This window comes from Allobosea sp. TND4EK4, from assembly GCF_900156025.1.
Taxonomy (GTDB): domain Bacteria; phylum Pseudomonadota; class Alphaproteobacteria; order Rhizobiales; family Beijerinckiaceae; genus Allobosea.
On the sequence record NZ_FTMO01000020.1, the window covers coordinates 1 to 19,168 of the forward strand.

General features: G+C 61.8%; 15 protein-coding genes. 5 read left to right on the forward strand and 10 right to left on the reverse strand.

The features are described from left to right. Positions 1 to 213 (reverse strand): hypothetical protein (locus tag BW981_RS23285; RefSeq protein ID WP_210188701.1); only part of this gene is annotated, 213 nt, incomplete at its 3' end. A gap of 310 nt (positions 214 to 523) precedes the next feature. Here BW981_RS23285 and BW981_RS19130 point away from each other — a divergent pair. From BW981_RS19130 to BW981_RS19140, 3 genes are all read left to right on the forward strand, one after another. Beyond that, positions 524 to 2,584, forward strand: a complete 2,061-nt coding sequence (locus tag BW981_RS19130) for a hypothetical protein (protein ID WP_076442148.1) — start codon at positions 524 to 526, stop codon at positions 2,582 to 2,584. A gap of 196 nt (positions 2,585 to 2,780) precedes the next feature. Next, positions 2,781 to 3,437 carry a methyltransferase domain-containing protein gene (locus BW981_RS19135; protein WP_076442150.1) on the forward strand — a complete coding sequence of 219 codons (657 nt, stop codon included), beginning with the start codon at positions 2,781 to 2,783 and terminating at the stop codon, positions 3,435 to 3,437. Next, complete coding sequence (locus tag BW981_RS19140) at positions 3,434 to 4,441, forward strand: lysylphosphatidylglycerol synthase transmembrane domain-containing protein (RefSeq protein ID WP_083712494.1); 1,008 nt, start codon at positions 3,434 to 3,436, stop codon at positions 4,439 to 4,441. The genes BW981_RS19135 and BW981_RS19140 overlap by 4 nt, the downstream gene beginning before the upstream one ends. A gap of 40 nt (positions 4,442 to 4,481) precedes the next feature. Here the strand turns inward: BW981_RS19140 and BW981_RS19145 are convergent, their stop codons facing one another. The 9 genes from BW981_RS19145 to asnB (BW981_RS19185) all read right to left on the reverse strand — a co-directional run bounded on the left by BW981_RS19145 (position 4,482) and on the right by asnB (BW981_RS19185) (position 16,406). Further along, positions 4,482 to 5,492 (reverse strand): class I SAM-dependent methyltransferase, encoded by a 1,011-nt coding sequence (locus BW981_RS19145; protein WP_175624175.1) that lies wholly within the window; start codon positions 5,490 to 5,492, stop codon positions 4,482 to 4,484. Then, positions 5,434 to 7,257, reverse strand: coding sequence for an asparagine synthase (glutamine-hydrolyzing) (asnB, locus tag BW981_RS19150; RefSeq protein ID WP_076442155.1), 1,824 nt, complete (start codon positions 7,255 to 7,257; stop codon positions 5,434 to 5,436). The genes BW981_RS19145 and asnB (BW981_RS19150) overlap by 59 nt, the downstream gene beginning before the upstream one ends. 4 nt (positions 7,258 to 7,261) lie before the next feature. Continuing rightward, entirely contained in the window at positions 7,262 to 8,449 is a 1,188-nt protein-coding gene (locus BW981_RS19155; RefSeq protein WP_083712496.1) for a polysaccharide pyruvyl transferase family protein, read from the reverse strand. Continuing rightward, entirely contained in the window at positions 8,446 to 9,573 is a 1,128-nt protein-coding gene (locus tag BW981_RS19160; RefSeq protein WP_244560386.1) for a glycosyltransferase family 4 protein, read from the reverse strand. The genes BW981_RS19155 and BW981_RS19160 overlap by 4 nt, the downstream gene beginning before the upstream one ends. A gap of 108 nt (positions 9,574 to 9,681) precedes the next feature. Next, positions 9,682 to 11,130: a hypothetical protein gene (locus tag BW981_RS19165; RefSeq protein WP_076442159.1), complete on the reverse strand. Its 1,449-nt coding sequence runs from the start codon at positions 11,128 to 11,130 to the stop codon at positions 9,682 to 9,684. Positions 11,131 to 11,411: 281 nt separating this feature from the next. Beyond that, positions 11,412 to 12,476, reverse strand: a complete 1,065-nt coding sequence (locus BW981_RS19170; protein WP_076442161.1) for an NAD-dependent epimerase/dehydratase family protein — start codon at positions 12,474 to 12,476, stop codon at positions 11,412 to 11,414. A gap of 57 nt (positions 12,477 to 12,533) precedes the next feature. Then, positions 12,534 to 13,475 (reverse strand): NAD-dependent epimerase/dehydratase family protein, encoded by a 942-nt coding sequence (locus BW981_RS19175; protein ID WP_076442162.1) that lies wholly within the window; start codon positions 13,473 to 13,475, stop codon positions 12,534 to 12,536. 8 nt (positions 13,476 to 13,483) lie between these two features. Beyond that, positions 13,484 to 14,443 carry an NAD-dependent epimerase/dehydratase family protein gene (locus BW981_RS19180; RefSeq protein ID WP_076442164.1) on the reverse strand — a complete coding sequence of 320 codons (960 nt, stop codon included), beginning with the start codon at positions 14,441 to 14,443 and terminating at the stop codon, positions 13,484 to 13,486. A gap of 25 nt (positions 14,444 to 14,468) precedes the next feature. Next, complete coding sequence (gene asnB, locus BW981_RS19185) at positions 14,469 to 16,406, reverse strand: asparagine synthase (glutamine-hydrolyzing) (protein ID WP_076442166.1); 1,938 nt, start codon at positions 16,404 to 16,406, stop codon at positions 14,469 to 14,471. A gap of 189 nt (positions 16,407 to 16,595) precedes the next feature. Here asnB (BW981_RS19185) and BW981_RS19190 point away from each other — a divergent pair, with 189 nt between their 5' ends. Both BW981_RS19190 and BW981_RS19195 read left to right on the forward strand, forming a co-directional pair. Then, positions 16,596 to 17,912, forward strand: a complete 1,317-nt coding sequence (locus tag BW981_RS19190; RefSeq protein ID WP_083712497.1) for a glycosyltransferase family 4 protein — start codon at positions 16,596 to 16,598, stop codon at positions 17,910 to 17,912. Positions 17,913 to 17,964: 52 nt separating this feature from the next. Beyond that, a complete protein-coding gene (locus BW981_RS19195) occupies positions 17,965 to 19,161 on the forward strand; it encodes a glycosyltransferase (protein ID WP_076442170.1) in 1,197 nt (398 codons plus the stop codon). Positions 19,162 to 19,168 lie beyond the last annotated feature (7 nt).

Here is a 19,168-nt window from a genome sequence, read left to right on the forward strand (position 1 = left end):
ACCGCAAGCTCGCCGCCTAACATCAACCCCCAGACGAGGCCCGCACTCCGCTAATCTACGCCGCGAGTTGTGCCGAATGTTCTGACGACGAACATTGTCTAGCTCGCCGACGAGCATGTCGATCAGAAGCGGGATGCTCTCCTCTTCCTCGAAGATCGGTACGACTACGGAAAGATTCACGGCCTCCGAAATTTTCGGAACGTCCTCAAGCACAGAAAATTTCTCCGTTTGCGCCGATTTTGCGCCTCGATATAGAGGTGGCCGCATACACTTGGCAATGAAGGAAGGGGCACTTCCTTCGGCCGGGAAGTCAGGATTGATCCGACGCGACATGCAGCCCGGCGCGGCAGGCTCGCCGGCGACTTTACCGAGCGTCGTAAACGGCTAGCGGAGCGCAGCCGGCATACTTTGCAACAGGCCTTGGGCTAGGCGTGACTGCCCAGACCTGATATGCGGCTGCCAAAGTAAAAAACTGACACTTGAGCGTCTCTGGCATGGAGCACGCCTGTAGAGGATTTGCCCCATGCTGCGCCTTGCGACGCACGCATCTCTCCCTTTCGAACTCAATCTGATCGAACTTGTGGCTATCCTGCTAGTCATGGCCGGCTTGGCGCAACTGGGCAGGCGCCTGGAATGGCCGCGCCGAAGCGTTGCGATAGCGCTGCTACTGGCAGCGCCGGTGCTCATTTTGACCGCCGCAGAAACCACGCAGTTCATGACCATGGACGAATGGGGCATGTCGCTGTGGTTGCTAGATCCGGCCAACCGCCTCTCGTCGGCTATCGTGATCGGCCTCTATGGCACCGGCGCGGTGGTTCAGTTGCCGATTGCGTTGTTTCTCAACGCGCTCGGCGCCGAGCGCGACACGATCCTCATGCTGCTGAAGGCGTTTTGGTGGATGCTAGCCAACGCGATCTTCCTGGTCATCGCGTTCAACATCCTGTGCCTGGCAAATGTGCGCCGCAACGCCATCAATCTGGTCCTCGTTTTCGCGGGCCTTGCGCTCATTCCGACAAGTCAGCTTGCCGCCAAAACGTTGAATTACGACCTGCTGTCCATGTCACTGGCCGTGCTTGCCGTGATCCTGGCGCTGCGCGCCATCCAGGAGAATAGAGAGCGCCTTTTCTTGGGCGCTGTTGCCTCGGCCTCCCTTGCCGCCCAGGAGAAATCGCTCGTCGGCCCCGTCTTGATCCTGCTGCTGGTGGTCTGGCCCGTCTGGAAAGCACTTGCGGTCGTCGACTTGCGCAAACGCGTGAGGCACGCGGCCTGGACAGCCCTCTGGGCGCTCGCCGTCCCGCTCTGCATCAGCCTCTTGTCACGTCTGCTCTTTGCTTTGCTCGCGCCTTCGGCGCGCCCGGCCGGGCTCTTCGCCAGCAGCGTCGACGCAATGTCTTCCTGGTCCTGGTTTCTCATCAGTCTAATGCTGCCCGTCGCAAAGCTGCCGAACAGCACCGTGGGGCTGGCGGTTGGCAGTACTTATCGCGTCACGATCGCCATTGGCGCCGGCTTGCTGATCATCTTCGCCTCGGTGATCGCGGCCGCGGTGGCTCCCCCGCTCGTCGCACGGTTCAAGAACTGGTCCATCGCGCGGCGGGACGCTCCATTTGCGCTGCCGGCGGGGCTGCTCGTGCTGCTCTTCGTAGGCGGCGCCATTGCGGTCAATCATATTCACGCCTATTGGGCGCCCTATCATCCGAGCCGCCTGCCATCGTCGGCGTTGGTGCAGGCCTTCGGCGAGACAACGCTACATTTTGATTCGAGTACCGCCATTGGGCACGCGCTCGCCGCCGCAGCCCATGCCTTGGCCGTGCTCGTCGTGGCGATTCCAACGGCGCTTTGGCTCGTGCTCGCCCTGGCCATCGTGGTGGCCTGCTTCGCAACGCGAAAGAAGGCCTTGCCTGGCGCTCGGCCTGAACCCTTCGTCAACTGGTCGGTGACGTTCCTCATCGTGATCAGCGTCGCTCTTCCCGTCGCTATCGCCATGGTCGGCATTCCTTTCGCCCACCGCTATTTCAACGTTTGGCTGCTCCTGCTGGCCAGTTCGATCATCGTTCTGGGCGTCCGCGGTTTCTTGCGGGCCGAGTGGCCCCATGCGGCGCAGCTGGGCGTCGGTTGTATCGTTCTCGCTGGCCTGGTTGTGGGACTGGCGCCGTTCAGGCCGCTTTTCGCGGCTTATCGCCCGTTCTGGATCACCTATGGCGACGCAAGGGAGGCCGAGAGCGGACGGCTGAACGCATCATGGATGGGATGGGGCGAGGAGATCATGCGACTCGGCAAGGAGATCGAGCGCGCCTGCCTGACGGGCGATACCCGCTTCGCCGGAACGCCCTGCAACGAGGTCACGTTGCAGGTGATGATTTCAGGCCGCTGGCTGCCCGGCCCCAGCACGATCCAGCTCAAGGCATTCGGCGAACCCGTCTTCGACGCCAAGACCTTCATCGCACATAACCGGCTTATGCTCATCCAGAATGCCTACAAGAAGCCGGCCATCGAGCCGGACTTCGTGGCGGCTTATGACGGATATGCGCTGGGCTGGGCCTATCGCGGCGACAAGCTCGCCGCGTCCGGATACACGCTCAAGTGATGAAACGACCGCCATGCGAGTAGACGGCTGTACGCCCCGTTGCATCGGAGTCTCGCGAAGGATCGATGCCGCTCTCTCGACCGCCAGGCAGATCAGCCACACGCTGCGGCCGGGCACCCGCAAGCAGTGAGCGAGTGATAAAATGGGAATAAAGAGCGGGTGGAATCGAGCCTGTGCTGAAACCATTGGCAGTGACGTGTTCTGGGATATCGCCGTCGACCACCTGTCGATCAGGCGCGAACTGGTACCTCTCATCGAGCGCTACACGCGGGGGCGCGTGTTGGACGCAGGCGCCGGCCGGATGGCATGGCGCTCGCTGCTCCAGGCTCGCGCTGATGAATACATGTCGATGGACTACGAGCCCACGCATCCCGACCTGAGCTTTCAGGGCGACCTTCGCGGCGGTTTGCCGATCGACGATGGCAGCGTCGATACAGTCTTCTGCTGCTCCGTCCTCGAGCATATTCCCGAGCCGTGGCTCGCTTTTGCGGAACTCAAACGGATCATGCGGCCCGGCGGACATATCATCCTTTCCGTGCCATTCATCTACTATCTGCATGGAGCGCCGCACGACTATTTTCGCTTCACACGCCACGGCGTGATCGCGATGGCAACGACGGCCGGCTTCGAGATCGCTGAATTGCGGACGAGCGGCGGTATTGCGCATATGCTTCTGCACGCCGTCTCGATGGTATCCACCTCGGTACTGTGGCATCGGCGCATACCCCGTTTGGCTGCGGCTCCGGCTCAACTTCTCTTTGGCACAGCAAAGCTGATCGACAAGCTGGATCGCGAGGGCTTGTTCGCGCAAACCGTCAACGTCGTCCTGCGCCAGCCGCTCGACACCCCATGAAACAGACAGATGACGTCATGCATGAGCATTGGCTTGTCGGGAGCTATCGCATTTTGAGAAATGCTGCCGGCAGGCTGCAGCGATTTTTCTCCTCGCGGGCTGGCCTTTTCACGCAGTTTGCTGTGTCGGTGCTCTTGCTGCTCTGGCTCGCAAGCGCTCTCGACGCACGCACCTGGACGGCCATCCACCGCATTGGTGTTCAGGGACTGGTGCTGGTGACGTTCGTCTTCAGCACCTCACAAATCTTCTCGGGGCTTCGTCTCGCTTGCCTGCTTCACAAGCCCAGGCCCTGGCGGCTGGCCATCGTCTCTACCTTCGCGGGCTTCTTCTGGTCCACGTTCCTCCCGGGCACCGTCGGCGGCGATGTGGTGCGTATTGCGAAGCTGCGTTCCGCTCACATCGAGCTCACGAGAGCCACAGGCGCCATTTTCTTTGACCGGCTTCTGAATACTCTCGCGGTAGCGGTGATCCTTGCCGGCTCGTCAGCGGGACTGATCGCAGGGTGGGCGCTGGAAAATAAGGGCCCATTCCTCACCATCTTTCTGCTGGTCCTTGCTGCGGCCGTCATTGCTGTGCTGGCTGGCCGAGCTCTGACCAGGCGTGAGTTGCCGGAGTTCCTGACATCGTTTCTCGCCCCCATCCGCCAACTCCTTTCGGATCGGGGTTTGCTATTGGCAGTCGGCCTGCTGACGCTTTGCAATATTGGCTCATCGATCGTCGCCCAGTGGCTGCTCTCGAATCTGCTCGATATGAATGTGAGCTTCCTGACGCTCACCAGCATCATCTGCCTTGTGACAATAGCGACCATGCTGCCGATCAGCCTGAATGGCATTGGGCTTCAAGAGGTGAGCTTCGTCTATCTGCTCACAGCGGCGGGGACGACATCGGAGAAGGCCATCGTCTTTTCGCTGCTGGTGCGAGCAATTATCGTCGGTACGAGCTTGATCGCTGGTCTGGCCATGCTTCTGAACCGCGCCCTCGTCTCGGAGCCGTTGGCGAAATAGGCTGACGCTCGGCTCGGCGTTTAGCCCAGCCGTTATCCGCCTAGGCGCGCTTCCGGAAGGTCAGGACGAGCGGCGTCTCCCAATGGAGCGCTTTTCCGAGCCAGACTAGGAGCGGAATGACACCAAGCGTGTGCATCGCGCGCAGAATGCCCTTGAGGCGCGCCAGGGCAGAATATTCGGAAAAGTTCAGGCTCCGTACCCGCTGCTCCCATAGTGCGACGCCCCAATCGAGAACCTCCACCCGATCGCTGTGCGGACGAAGCCAGCGTTCGAGCTTCCCACGCGAGACCAGCTGCAGCGTATCGATGAACTGCGCATCGCGCCCGAAAAGCCGCACATAGATCTTGCCGAGCCAAGCTGGCATGTGCGGGAACCAGGGCAAGCCGTAATGCCCTTCCCACCAAGACCCGTAGTTCGGAACGATGATCTGGGCGGAGCCGCCGGGCTTGAGAACCCTGACGATCTCGCTCACGACCTGCGCCGGGTCGGCCACATGCTCCAGGACGTTGGTCGAGAAGACGATGTCGAACGTTTCGTCAGGGAAAGGGATCGCTTCGCCGAAGCCGTGGCGAATGAACTCGGGATCAAGCCCGGCGTTGCGCAGGACATCCTTCGCGACGGCCAGGGTGCCGTCATATTCCGCCTCGCCCGGCTCGATTCCATAGGCTTCGACGTCCATGAACCTGCGCGCGATCGCGACAGTGAGGCCTGTTCCGGCGCCCACTTCCAGCATCTTGGCGCCGGCCAAAGTCTGGCCGGTCATCTGCTGGAGGCGCTCGAGCTGCTCCACAGATCGTGACTCGTCCGCGCCGTCGATCGCCATCTGCTGGAGATGCTGCTCGTGGGCAGCGACACCGCCGAATGCCTGCCGATAGAGCGTCAGCAGGCGTTCACGTAGCTTTTCACGAACGTCTGGGCCATAGAGTGGCGGCATCGTATGTCTCACAGGCTGGCGTCGAGGACGACGCGGCAGGGCGATTGAATAGGGAAGCTCAGGGAAATGGCGAGTCCAGAAACTCGCGCGACCATTGCTCGAGCACGGCGAGCGCATAACGGAACTTGGCGCGCCGGCGGCTCTCGATCGGATGGAGCCTGATCGCAAAGTCCGATTGCGCCGCCAGATAGGCCTGCACCATATCGGATCTAAGCAGGCCACGCCTGGCAACCGTCCTTGGAGCGACATGGTCCGCGAGAGGACCTTGCATCACCACCGAGTTCAGGTACGGCAGGAGCGCCTGCGTGCCGCGGCGCCCGGTCTTCGGCCGATGAACGATCGAGCCCGGCAGGCGATCGGCGACAGCCTCGCGCAGAATGATCTTGGTTGCGTTGGACGAACGCTTCCAGGCTGTCGGCAAGCGCTTCGACCAGGCCGCAAGCCGATTGTCGAGGAACGGAACACGCGCCTCGAGGCTGTGCGCCATCGTCAATTTGTCGATGCGCATGAGCTGGTTTGAGACCAAGGGATAGTCAAATTCGAATGCGGCAACGCCTTGGGGGCCACCTGGATCGGAGAAATAACCGTCGAAGCGATGCGAGGCTGCCTGGAACGCATCATGGTCGAGGAGGTCGGGGTTCAGCAGGCCGGAGAGCTGCCGGGCCGTCGGCATCAGGCATGCCACCGCCATGAACGTCTGCTGCTGCAGCCGGCGTGGTGCGAAGCTGTATGGCGGCACCATGAGCTTGAACTGAGGGTAGCCCAGAAAGAGCTCGTCGGCTCCCTCGCCGATCATTGTCACCTTGACGTGGCTTCGGGCGAGCCTGGCGACCTCGAACGTCGTCTGCAGCACCGGGTGCCCGATCGGCTCCTCCAGCGTCCGAATGATGCGCGAGAAGTCTTCCTCGATGCGTGACGGTGACGCCAAGGCGGTGTGGTGTCGCACGCCGGCGTGCTCGGCAACGGTCCGCGCGAACGGCAGTTCATCGTCAGGCAAGCCAAAGCCGATCGTGAACGCGTCGATTGCTCCGGGATCGACCTCCCGGATCATGCTCGCGAGGACGGCGCTGGAATCAAGGCCACCTGAGAGGTTGATGCCGACCGGCACGTCGGCGACAAGATGAGACTTGACCGCGGCATCAAGCAGGCCGCGCAACTCCGCCGCCGCCTCAGCAAAGGTGGCAGGCACCGAAACAGTGTCCCGTCCGGTCACGTAGGGCAACGGCTTCGGCATCGGTGCATCTGGCCGCCAGCGCAGCCAGGTGCCGGGGGGTAGGCTCAAAACGCCATCAAACAAGGTCTGGGGACCCGGGATCCAGCTGTAGAGCAGGAATTCATACATCGCCTGCCGGTTTGGGCGTACCCCGCCGACGAGCGGCAGGAGCGGCTTCACCTCGGAGGCAAAGGCCAGGACTCTAGACGCCGGCTGCGCATAATAAAGCGGTTTGATGCCGGCTCGATCGCGGCAGAGAATCCATTCATTGGTGCGTCCGTCCCAGATGCCGAACGCAAACATGCCCGAGAGCGCTTCGAAGATCTCCTCGCCGCGCAGCCGCCAGCCTTCGAGAATGACTTCGGTGTCGGAATTGGTGCGGAAGCGACCGCCTTCCGCGATCAGCTCCGCCTTCAGCTCCCGGTAGTTGTAAATCTCGCCATTGAAGGTGATGCCGATCCGGGCATCTTCGCTCCACATCGGCTGGATCCCGCCGGCGAGATCGATGATGGCGAGGCGCCTGTGACCAATGCCGACAGCTTCGCCTTCCTGCAGACCAGGGCGCCAATCATGGCCTTCGCCATCCGGGCCCCGGTGCGCGATCGCCTGAGTCATGCGCCGCAGACGTTCGGATTCGAAGCGCCCGTAATATCCCGCTATGCCGCACATGCCCCTAGCTTTGCTCGACTCGACGCATGGCCGCGGTCAAGGCCGCGCCGTTGGTATCCACGATCTTGGCCACGGCATCCCGGACCCGCGATCCGCTCGCCGGGTCGCCGAGGACACGGGAGGCAAGGTCGACCAGGGTCTGCTGCCCTTCGAGAATTCCCTCGATCGGAACTACCCAATCCGACAGGCCGAGGTCGGAATAGATATCGTGCCCCTTGAGCGTATAGGCGAGATGAATCGCCGGGACGCCTGCCCTCAAGGCGAGCAGCGTCGAGTGCAGGCGCATGCCGATCATCAGATCGAGCTCCGAAAATTGCCGGCAGAGTTCGACATGGCTCGGATTTCCGCCGGCTAGTTGCACGTCTCCATCCCCCGCAAAATTGGCCTTCACCTGATCAAGAAGCCAACGATCGTCTTCCCAGTTTTCGACATCCGGCTCGTACATCGAGAACAGCACGATCCGCGCGTCGTGACGCTCGCGCAGAGCGGCAATCGTCGAGGACGCGGCGGCCACCACGCGGGCCATCGGCTCACGTGCGCGCTCCATATAGCGACGGCGCGCGAATTGGTAGGGTATCCAGCTATTGCTGAAATGAAACCAGAGACGCAGGTTCAGGCCGATGACGGGCCGGCCGCCCTGGCGCGCGCGCCTATCCCCGATCGCAAGGGAATGCCAAGGCTCGGCAAGGAAGATGCCGTCTGCGCCTAGCATCAGGCGCCTTTCGTCCATCAACGCTCGCAACAGTTCGTAACTGCCCTTGTCACGAACAAGAGCGACGCTGACCTGTCGCAACACCTGCTTGGCGAGCCAGCGACCGGCACCGGTCGACAACGGACCAGCGCCCTGGTTCGCGAGCAGGATCTTGAGGCCGAGCAACCGATAGCTGAGAAAGACAAACCAGGTGTGGATGAGCTTGATCAGGCTCGAATCGTCCTGGAGATCAAGGCCGCCAGTCCAAATCACCGCCCGGGCGTTTCGCAGGGCCCGCAAACCCTGCCAGCCCGGCCAGAAATTGTACAGTGGACCATATGGGACCAGCTTCCCTCCGAGCTCGGTAGGCACGTGCAGACTGTTCTCTGCAAAAACAGCGCTGACAGCAGAGCCATTCTCGCTCGCATGGCTGAGAATGCTATAGCGGCTGGCGATGTCACCTCGATTTCCGCGGATGACGCGTGCGCTTACCCAGTTCACTTGGACCCGCCTGCCGCTCGAGACAACAGCTCCTCATAGGCGTCGATCATCCGCTCGGCATCGTAGAGCGGGGCCCTGGCCAGAGCCGTGCGCCGCATGGCGTCCAGACGGTCCGGACTTCCGATAAGATCGGCCAGCGCCCTCGCGTAGGTCGCCGGGTCTTGGGGATTGCACAAGATGCCGTTCTCCCCGTCGACCACCACATCGTCGATCCCGGGAATGCGGCTGCCGACAATGGCCAATGCATCACGCAAGGCCTCGATGGTCACCAGCGAGAGACCCTCGCTCAGCGAGGGCATGAACAGGACGTGCGACTGCCTGAAAATGTCTCGAACGCGCTCGGCCGGCAGCCAGCCATGGATCCGCGCCTTTTCGGTAAGGCCGGCCTTGCGGATGCTCTCCTCGACTTCTGCTCGCAGAGGGCCGTCGCCAATCAGATCGAGCGTCCAGGGTAGGTCGGCCAGTGCACCAAGGCCGAGCAGAACCGGAGCGAGATTCTTCTGGGCCTGCATTCGCCCGCACCAGAGCACGCGCACCGGCCCGTCGACGGGCGACGGCGCGCGCGCAGCATCGCTCATATCGATGCCGTTGCGAATGACCACTGGGCGCTGTCCGTAGGCCTTGTCAGCCAGCTCGACGAGATGGGGCGCGACCGCGGACGAAGCTGCGGCCCCGCGCCAGATCGGTCTCGTCATAGGCTTCGCGAAGCGAAACAGCAGTTCGGTCTGTTCTGGCATCGCACCGGGAACATCGGCCAGATGGGCGGTGATCACGTAAGGCACCGGCCGCAATCGAGTCGTCAGCCAGGCGACCGCGCCCGTGGGCACGGCAAAATGCGAATGGATGACATCCGGTTTGAAACGGGCGATTTCCGCAGAGACGATGAAGCTGTGGCTCGCAACATAGGCAGCCATCTCTGGGACGGTGCAACGATCCTGCCGCAGCCTGCCCGCAAAGGCGCGCCGCAGCGATACGCCCCTCGTGCTTGTTTCCTCGTGGGGCAGCGCACCCGTGTGCGATGTAACGACGCGAACGGTATGGCCCCGCGCCGCCAGCCCCTCCGAAACAACCGCGGCAATGCGGCCGCCGCCTCCGCCTACAGGCGGATATTCATAACAGAGCACAAGAATCCGCAAATGCAGCCCTCAGACAAGACCATGATGGAGATGCTTGCGCGCCAATTTCAAACACGAACTCATATCGCCATCACCCAGGGGTGCATATCGAACACGTCATGTTCCCGACAGATGCAGCAGTCGCTTGAGCTTCGGCATCGGATCAGCGAAACCTGCCAACCCTGTCTGCGCCAGGAAGGCCGCATGCATCCCCGGCCGCGTGATCGCCGCGGACAAGGCGACGACGCAAACCCCGATCGCGATCCACCTGCGAGCCCGTTCAGTTTTCAGTTCCGCGATCTGCCACGCCATATAGCCGATGAGCGCTGTCCATGCACTAACACTCATGATCACTTTGTAGGGTAGGTTGGGCGTCGAGTTATAAGGACGCATCTTGATCGACAGATGCGTCGAGAAGCCGCCGACGACCATCAGGGCCAACGCGACGACGACTGCCGGAGCAATGTCCTTCGTTTGCCAGCTACGGCGCAGCATCCAGATCAACGCCACAAAAAACAGCGCAACTAGTACACCGGCATGGAATCGCCACATGTACAGATGGTTCATTACGATCAGGTTTTCGTATTGGGCATGGTATCCATGCTGAGATGCAACAATATCTGCGGGTTGCAGCGAAACAAGAGAATTTGATCCACTCAAGAATGATGGCAGATAGTTACTCAATGACATATATAGAAGTGTAAAGAAATTCGTAATAACGTCGTCTATAAAAAGAGACAAGTGATGATAGGTAATAATCAATTCTTCTTCCGCCCCAGGCTGCACGTACTGACTTGCAACGCGAATGCGGATAGTAAGGTACGCGATAAGGACCATGAGCAGGGTTGCTGCCGCGAATTTGCACCGCCGCGACAGGTCATGAACTCGATGCCGCCTTGACCAAAAAATGCCAAAGACCAACGCGCAAAACAGTCCGGTAGCATAGTTCAGCCACATCTCGTTCGATAAGGCGACAAGAACCATACTGACCGCGAAAAAAGCGAGCGCCCGCCAATCGTCGTCCGCTGTGCTCAGGTATCTGATCAGGAAATAGAAATTGATCACCACATAGGTCAAAACAAGGTACAAAGCGATTAAGTTTCCGAACGTAAAGAGATAATCGAGCTGCGTTCCAAAAGAGAACAAAAACGTCACGATCCCAGCAAAATACCTCGACTTTGTTATGTTAAAACTACAGAAATATACAGAAGTGACAAATAATGAGAAAAATATCGCGAAGGAACCGGCTCCTCCGAACAGGCGTTCGGCCCAATAAACCAAGAATATAACGCTGGGGCACCAATAAAATCGCCCTACCTCATATTCGAACGGCAGAAGCAGTCGGTACCAGCCATCGGCCAGCGCCTTTGTGATAGACGCATAGATCTCGTGATTCATTGTCAGGGCCGGATAGCCCGAGGGTGCATTTGGCAACAATACCAGATTGTAGACTAGGCCGGCCGCGATCAACGCCAGCACCAGACCGACATTGGGCGCCAGCTTGGTGCCGTCCCCCATGAGCCGGAAATTCCGCGCGACGAATGGTGTGACTTTGGGGAGCGACATGAAGGGAGCTTACAGTCCTGGCGATGCCGGTGGATGAAAGAGCGAGCAGCAGCAAATTCCGGCTGCCATTTCAGGTCTTGACAGAGGTCTGTCAAGGCGCTTGCCGCGTGCGGTAAATGGAGGCGGCCTCTTCCGTGCGCGTCAGGGGCCGTCGGGAGCAGATGCTCTATGGGCTATATTTGGAGCGCCGACGATGCCCTGCGCCAAATTGGCTTGTGACCAGCTAGGCTAACCCGTCCAACCGCAATCGAGTGGGCGCTGATCGTGTCAGTCCGGGAGCCTCACTCGGTATATTTCTTCACTTCAGGCACGAAATGAACGTGCTGCGTCATGCAGCGCAGGACGGTGGAGCGGTTCGCCATCGTCCACTGGACCGTACGCCTGATCCCCTCCTCATGCGAAACCTCCGCGACAAAGCCGAGCTTTTCGCGGGCCTTGTCGGTCGCCGCGAAGCGCTGGCCCGAGCGGTCCCAGTCGCGCGCCGGCGTCAGGGCGATCGGCGTCGCATTCCCCGTCGCTGTGTTGATGCGCTCGGCGAGCTCGCGGATCGAGATCTCGGCACCGGAACCGAGATTGTAGATCTCCCCCGGCTCGCCCTTCAGGCCGCAAGCCATCAGGCCGCGCGCCATGTCCTGGACGAAAATGAAGTCGCGGGTGGCGATGCCGCCGTTCTCGACGGGCAGGGCCTCGCCATGCAGCGACTTCCAGATGAAGGTCGGCGTCACGTTGCGCCAGACCGTCGCCGGCGTGCCGCGCCAACGTCCGGCCCCCAGGATTTCGCCCGGCCCATAGACGTTCTGGAAGCGCGCCTTGACGAAAGGCAGACCGTAGCGCGTGAAATAGTAATTGCCATACATCTCGCCGATCAGCTTCGAGATCGAATACGGGCTGTCGTGGAACAGCGAGACGGGCGCATCCTCGGTGGTCGCCGTGGCGCCGTCGAAGGTCTTGGCCGCGACGGCGCAGCCGGCTGCCGAATAGACGACCTTCTGGAGCGACTTGATGTCCTTCAGGCGCTCGAACAGCTTCAGCGTGGTCAGTGTATTGTTCTCGTGATCCATCAGCGGATCGTGGATCGACGACTGGTTCCCGTGGAAGCAGGCGAGGTGATAGGCATAGTCGAGGTCATCATCGAGGCCCGCGAGGATGCGCTCGTTGGTGATCGGGCCCGAGATCAGCTTCACGACCGGATCGTCCGGAACGTTGACCGGGTCGGCTGACAGGAAATTATCGACGATGGTGAGCTTCCGCGGGTTCTCCCGCAGGATCTGCTTCACCAGGTTTGAGCCGACGAAGCCGGCGCCGCCGACGACCAGCACGTTCTTGCCAGCGAAGCTATCGGTCATGGGTAAGTCCGTCCGGAAGAGAGAAGAGAATGGATCGGCGCGAGGCCTTAACGGCGGTCATGCCTTCGTGGGCGGGGCCTTGAGGTGGCTGTAGATCGCCGTGACGCCGTGGGCGTCGTACCAGTCGAGCATGCGCCGGATCGTCTGCTCGAAGGAGTAGCGCGGCCGCCAGCCGAAGGTCTCGATGGTCGTCGAAGGGTCGAGCACGACGGCGGGCACGTCGTCCGCCCCGGGTTCCACCTCCGGCACCGGCTCCGAGAGCGTGATGCCGAGATGGTCGACGACGATGTCGAAGATCTCCTTGATCGTATGGCCGGTTCCGGTCGAGACGTTGAACACGCCGGTCGGCGCACCATCCGCCATCACCGCGTCCATGACCGAGAAGAAATCGTCCATGTCGACGAAGTCGCGCACGGTCTTGGAGCAGAAGCAGCCCTTGCCGGCCTTCAGGCGGGTGTAGAAGGTCGGGATTGGGCCGATGGCCAGGCGCGGGCCGGTGACGTTGGCGAGCCGCAATGAGACGAAGGGCAGGCCCGACATGGCGAGGTAATTCTCGCCAGCCTGCTTGGAGATGCCGTAGCTGGTGAAGGGGCGCGCCGGGGCATCCGCCGGGATCGGCACGATTTCCGGCCGGCCATAGCCGAGCGCTGTATGGAAGTTCACGAAGCGCCGGACGCCGGCCGCCTTCGCCGCCTCGACGACCTGGATCGTACCCTCGACATTGGTGCGCGTATCCTCGAGCCAGTCGTCGGGGTCCTTGTAGGCCGCGGCCGAATGGATGACGTGGCTCGGCCGAAATTCTGCGAACAGATTATCGACTAGCGCACGGTCCTGGACCTTGCCCTCGACGACGCTCAACCCCGGATGCGCCTCCGGCAGCGAGCCTTGATGGCCCGTTGCGAAATTGTCGAGCACCAGCACCTGGTGGCCGGCCTCGAGGTAACGCTCGGTCAGGTTCGAGCCGAGACAGCCTGCCCCGCCGGTGATGAGGATACGCATCGCTCGCCTCAGCCCTTGGCCGGCGTCTTGATGTCGGCGCGCGCTTCCTTCAGATGGGTGTAGCCTCCGACGACACCTTCCCTCTCCCAGCGCTCGACCGAGAGGCGCGCAATCTCTTCGAGCGGCGTGAACTCGATGTCGCCGAAGTCGGCAAAGGTTCTCGAGGGATCGAGCAGGATCGAGGCGGCGTCATCCGGCCCGAGCGGCTTCACCTCCGGTTCGGGGTAGTCATTGAGCTTCATCGCCTTTACGACCGCGTCGTACAGTTCCTTGATTGCCACGTCCTTGCCGGACGAGAAGTGATAGGTCCCGTTGCCCCTGCCGTCAGCGGCCTGGACCACGACGCGGGCAAGGTCGCCCGCATAGCAAAAGTCGCGCCGCGCCGGGGTGACGAAGCATTTTTTCCCCTCGGCCAGACGGCCGTAGAAGATCGGCAGCGGGCCGGAAACGTTGCGCGGGCCGATGACGTTGGCGAGGCGGAAGGTCACCCAGTCGATGCCGGAGAACTGCACATAGTGCTCGCCGGCCGTCTTGGAGATGGCGTAGCTCGAATTGACCGGGTTGATCGGGTGGTCGAGCGTGATCGGCTGCTGCAGCGGCTTGGTGCCGTAGCACAGCGCGGTCTGGAAATAGATCAGCCGCCCGACCTTATGCAGCTTGCAGGCCTTGGCGATGTTGGCGCCGCCGACCGCGTTGACGAGCGCGTCGGTCTCCCAGTCCTCCGGGTCCTTGTAGGAGGCGGCGGTGTGGACGACCACGTCGGGCCTGAAGTCGGAGAAGAGCTGGTCGACCAGCTTCCAGTCGGTGATCGAACCCTCGACCTGGGTCAGGCGTTCCTGGTCCAGCAGGTTGTCACGCCGGCCAGTCGAGAAATTCTCGAGCGACATCACGGTGTCGCCCCGCGCCAGGAACATGTCCGCCGCCGTCGAGCCGACCTGGCCGGAGCCGCCCGTAATGAAGACCTTCATCGTCTGGTTCCTGTGAATGCTGGGGTTACTGGGCCGCGACTTGGGCGGGCTCGACCTCGTCGAGCATGCGCTTGTAGGACGCGGCGCGGTCGTGGAAGATCTGTTGCCAGAGCTCGAGGCTGAGCAGCCCCCAGGTCTTGCGCGAGAAGCGCTCGGCCTTGTCGAAATTGGCGAGGATGGCGTCCGAGTTGAAGAACTCGCGATGGCGAGTCTTCTGCGTCGAGAAGATGTCGGCAACCATGTCCTTGAGCTCGCCGGAGAACCATTCCTTGAGCGGCACCGGAAAGCCCATCTTGTCGCGGCGTTGCGCCAGTTCCTGCGGCAGGTCGCCGGAGAAGGTCGACTTGATGAAGTGCTTCATCTGGCCGCCCTTGAACTTGAGGTCCGCGGGGATGGTCGCGGCGAACTCGACGACGGAGTGATCGAGCAGCGGCACACGCGATTCGAGCCCATGTGCCATTGACATCCGATCCTCGACCTGGAGCAGGGCGGGGAGGAGGCACTTGAAGTCGAAATGGGTCATCGAGTCGAAATAGGCTTCCTTCTTCACGTTCCGCTCGGAGTTGAAGATGGCCTGGAAGCGCGCGAACACGCCGGCCCGGTCCAGCGCCGACCAGTCGACCTCGTTCTCCATATCGGCAGAGCGGTCGATCAGGCGGAAATAGCGCTCGTCCAGCGGCCCGAACAGGCCCTTGGAGAAGAGCTGGCGGATCAGCGGCTTGTATTCCTGCAGCACTGTCAGGTGCGGAATGATCGATTCCGGCGTCACCACGAAGTTGCCGTTCCGCTGGGTGCCATCAATCGACGCTTTCAGCGCCTGCTCGAGATAGGCGATCAGATAACGGGCATAGCCACCGAATATCTCGTCGCCGCCCTGGCCGCCGAGCACGACCTTGACGTGGCGGGCCGCCAGTTCCGACACCATGTACTGCGGGAAGGAGCCCGGGCCCCCGACCGGCGTGTCGAGATGGTAGAGTACCTTCTCGATATTGTTGCGGAAGTCGCTCGCCGTGATGTCGATCTGGTGCAGGTCGATGCCGCCGTCCCGGCAGGCCGCCTCGGCATAGACGCTTTCGTCATAGCCCTCGAATTCGGTGAACTTGCCGTGGAAGCCGATGCGGCCGGAGGCCTCCTCGCGGCTGGCGAGGATGCCGATCAGGCTCGAATCGATTCCGCCCGAGATATAGGCGCCGACCGGCACGTCCGAGCGCAGATGCACCTTGATCGAATCCGACAGGCGGGTCCGCATCTCCTCACCGAACCAGCGGGGCGTGTGGTCCCAGTCAATCTCGTAATGGACATCCCAGTAGCGGAAGACTTTGACCTGGCCGTTCTCCACCGTCAGCGCATGGCCGGGGAGAAGCGTCTGGACATGCTTGAAGAGCGTATTCTCGCCGATGGTGTACTGGAAGGTCATGTACTCGGCGAGCGCGTCCGGATCGGTCGCGACCTCCGGGAGGATCGGCAGCAGCGCCTTCATCTCGGAGGCAAAATAGAGCACGTCGTCTACGATGGCGTAATAAAAGGGCTTGATGCCGAAACGATCGCGTGCTGCGAAGAAGCGCTCGCCATCCCAAAGCGCGAAGGCGAACATGCCACGCAGATGCTGCAGGCAGTCGATGCCCCATTTCGCATAGGCGGCGAGCACTGTCTCGGTGTCGGAGGCCGAGCGGAAATTCCAGCCGGACTTCAGCTCAGCCATCAGCTCGACGTAGTTGTAGATCTCGCCGTTGAAGGTGATGACAGCACCGCTATCTCCAACCATCGGCTGGTGGCCGGCAGGCGACAGGTCGATGATGGCAAGGCGTCGATGGGCGAGACCGCAGACGTCCGACGGCGCGCGCCAGAAGCCGTGCCCATCCGGTCCGCGGTGCGCGATCAGGTGGTTCATCGTGGCCAGGGCGCGGTCGAGCTTCGGCACAGGCTTATGCGCCAGAGAGATGGCTCCCGCGATTCCGCACATTTTGAAACGACATCCTCAATTCAAGGGTGTTTGCTGACGATAGGCGATGGCCTTTAACAGCAACCGCTCGCCCTTGTCAGCAACTAGCTGCGGGGAGCCGGGATAATCCCGACCGCGGGCTGGCAGCTTCGCATCAAGCTGTGCTAAGGCCAGCGCACCGGCGCCGAGAAGCTGCAAAATCTTGATTAAATGACCCTTTCTGCGACCTCCCCTGCCGGTGGATTGAACATCCTCATGTTGGTGCCGCACGAGCCTTCGCTCGACCCGCGGATCCATTACACGGCTGCCGGTTTGGCCAAACGCCACACGGTCAAGGTCGTCTCCACGACGCGTTCCCGTGACAAGCGACCTGCCGCTGCGGCAAACACCCAGCACGGCTACGAGGTGGTCCGCCTGCCTTACATGATGCTGCCATGGCCGGACATGGCGTGGCAGGCCTTCTCCATGCAACGCGCGGCCGGAAGCAGCGCCCATGGTGGGCGCGAACCGGCGTCGGTGGCAGCCGAGGCGTTTCGCTTGCCGCTTTATAGAAGGCTGCGGACGAATGTCGCGTATCTGCTGCAGACGCTGGCCGTCAATCACACGCTGCAGCGCTACTTCGCAACCAATCCCGTCCGGCCCGACATCATCTTCTGCCACGATCTGTATGTGCTGCAGACCGGCGTCCAGCTCAAGCAGCAGACGGGCAGCCCGCTTGTCTACGATTCCCATGAGTACTACGCGATGCAGTTCGTGCATCCGACCTTTGTGGCGTCGACGCTCTGGTACGAGCGGAAGCTTGCGAGCCACACGGATCTGCGTTTGACCGTCAGCCCCCAGCTCGCGTCAGAACTGGCAGCGGTTCTCGGGACAGAGGCTTTCGAGGCCATTCCCAATGCCGAGCCCCGCCCGAGCGCTCGCGTCAGGCCGCTCGGAACCGAGATGGCGTCATTGGCCAAGGGGCGCGTCAAGTTTCTCTACCAGGGCAATTTCGTCGAAGGCCGCGGGCTGGACGATTTGCTGCGCGAATGGCTGGCTGTCGATGGCGATCGCGCCACCTTGTTCCTGAGAGGGCCGGAGAATGCGGTCACCGCAGCACTCAGAAGCCAGGCCGAACAGCTGAAGCTCCTGGGCCGCAGTGTCTATTTCCTGCCGCCCGTCTTCGAGGCGGACCTGATCGCGGCGGCGGCCGAGGCCGATATCGGCATTATTCCTTACAAGGGCGACCTGCCGTCCTATCGTTTCGCTTGTCCCAACAAGCTCTCGCAATACATGCATGCAGGGCTGGCTGTCCTGACCAACGACATCCCCTTCGTCGCCGACATGGTGCGCAGCCATGAGATGGGTTGGGTCTACAACGTCAGCCGCCCGGGCTCGCTCGCCGAAGCGGTCGCCAGCGCGCTGGACGCACCGGCACTCGAGCTGTGTCGCGCCCGGGCACACGCGGCAGCGGATACCGACTATTGCTGGGAGGTCTATGAAGACAAGCTTCTGGGCTTGGTCGACAAGGTAGCGGCCGCCCGATAGCACCGGCCATGCCGTGCGCCGCAGAGCCGCCGGCCGACACTCAGGACTAGGAATGAACGAAAGCCGCCTCAGAACACTCATCCTGGCGCTGATCTACCCCAATCGCGTGTCCTACTACGACGACTGGCGGGACGCCTTCGAACAGCATCTGGGCTATGATTGCTCGGTTCGCAACATCATGACGCTGACGCCGGAGCAACTGCGGCAGGAGATCGACCAGTTCGACGCGGTCATCCTCCTGCATAGCTGCAACAGTGACACCCTCGACTATTTCGCCCCGTTGGCTCCGGTTCTCGCCGAACGCCGGCGGGCCAAGGTCGCGACTTTCGTCGGGAACGAGTTCAATTTCCCGTATGTTTCGACGGCCGAGCGCGTTCGGCTGTTCGCGACGGCTCGTTGCGACATCGTCGCGACGCAGCTCCTGCAGGAAGCCGGCGACTATCTCTATGCGGCGTCGGGCGCCCGCATCGTCTCGATGCCTCACGCCCTGAACCCGGTCGTCTTCACCCCCGGCCCGGAAAAGCGCGAGCGCGACATCGGCGTGCGCGGCTACAAGTACCCGCCTTATCTCGGAGACGACGACCGCAACACCATGATGCGCTTCTTCAGCGACAACGGCGCGCGCCTGGGATTATCGATCGATGTCGGCGAGGACAAGCGCCTCGACCGGGCCCACTGGGCCCGCTTCCTGCAGACCAGCTACGGCACCATCACGACCGAGACCGGCAGCTGGTACATTTCGCCGAACGACGAATTGATCGACCGCATCTACGCCTACCTCAAGAGCAAGCGCAGCGGCATCGTGATCAGCAACGAGAGCCCGCTGCGCCGCGCGGCGCGCCATCTGCCGAGCCCGGTCAAGGCCGTGCTCTGGCGTCTGCTGCAGAAGGGGCCGATCGGGTTCGAGGTGCTGGACGATTACAACACCAGCTTCGAAGAACTCAATGAGGCCTTTTTCAAGAAGGAGCCGCGAGCGCCGGCCTACGGGAAAGCCATCTCGTCCCGCCATTTCGACGCGATCGGCACCGGCACCTGCCAGATCGCCTATCGTGGCCGCTTCAACGATATCCTCGTGGCGGATGAGCACTATTTCGCGCTCGAGCGGGATCTGTCGAATGCTGATGCCGTCATCGCCCGCTTCAAGGACCGCGGAGAGCGCTCGCGAATCGCCACAGCTGCCTACGAGACGGTGATGGCGGGCCATACCTACAGGCACCGGGCCGAGGCAATGCTCGCCTGCCTGAGCTGAGCGGCCG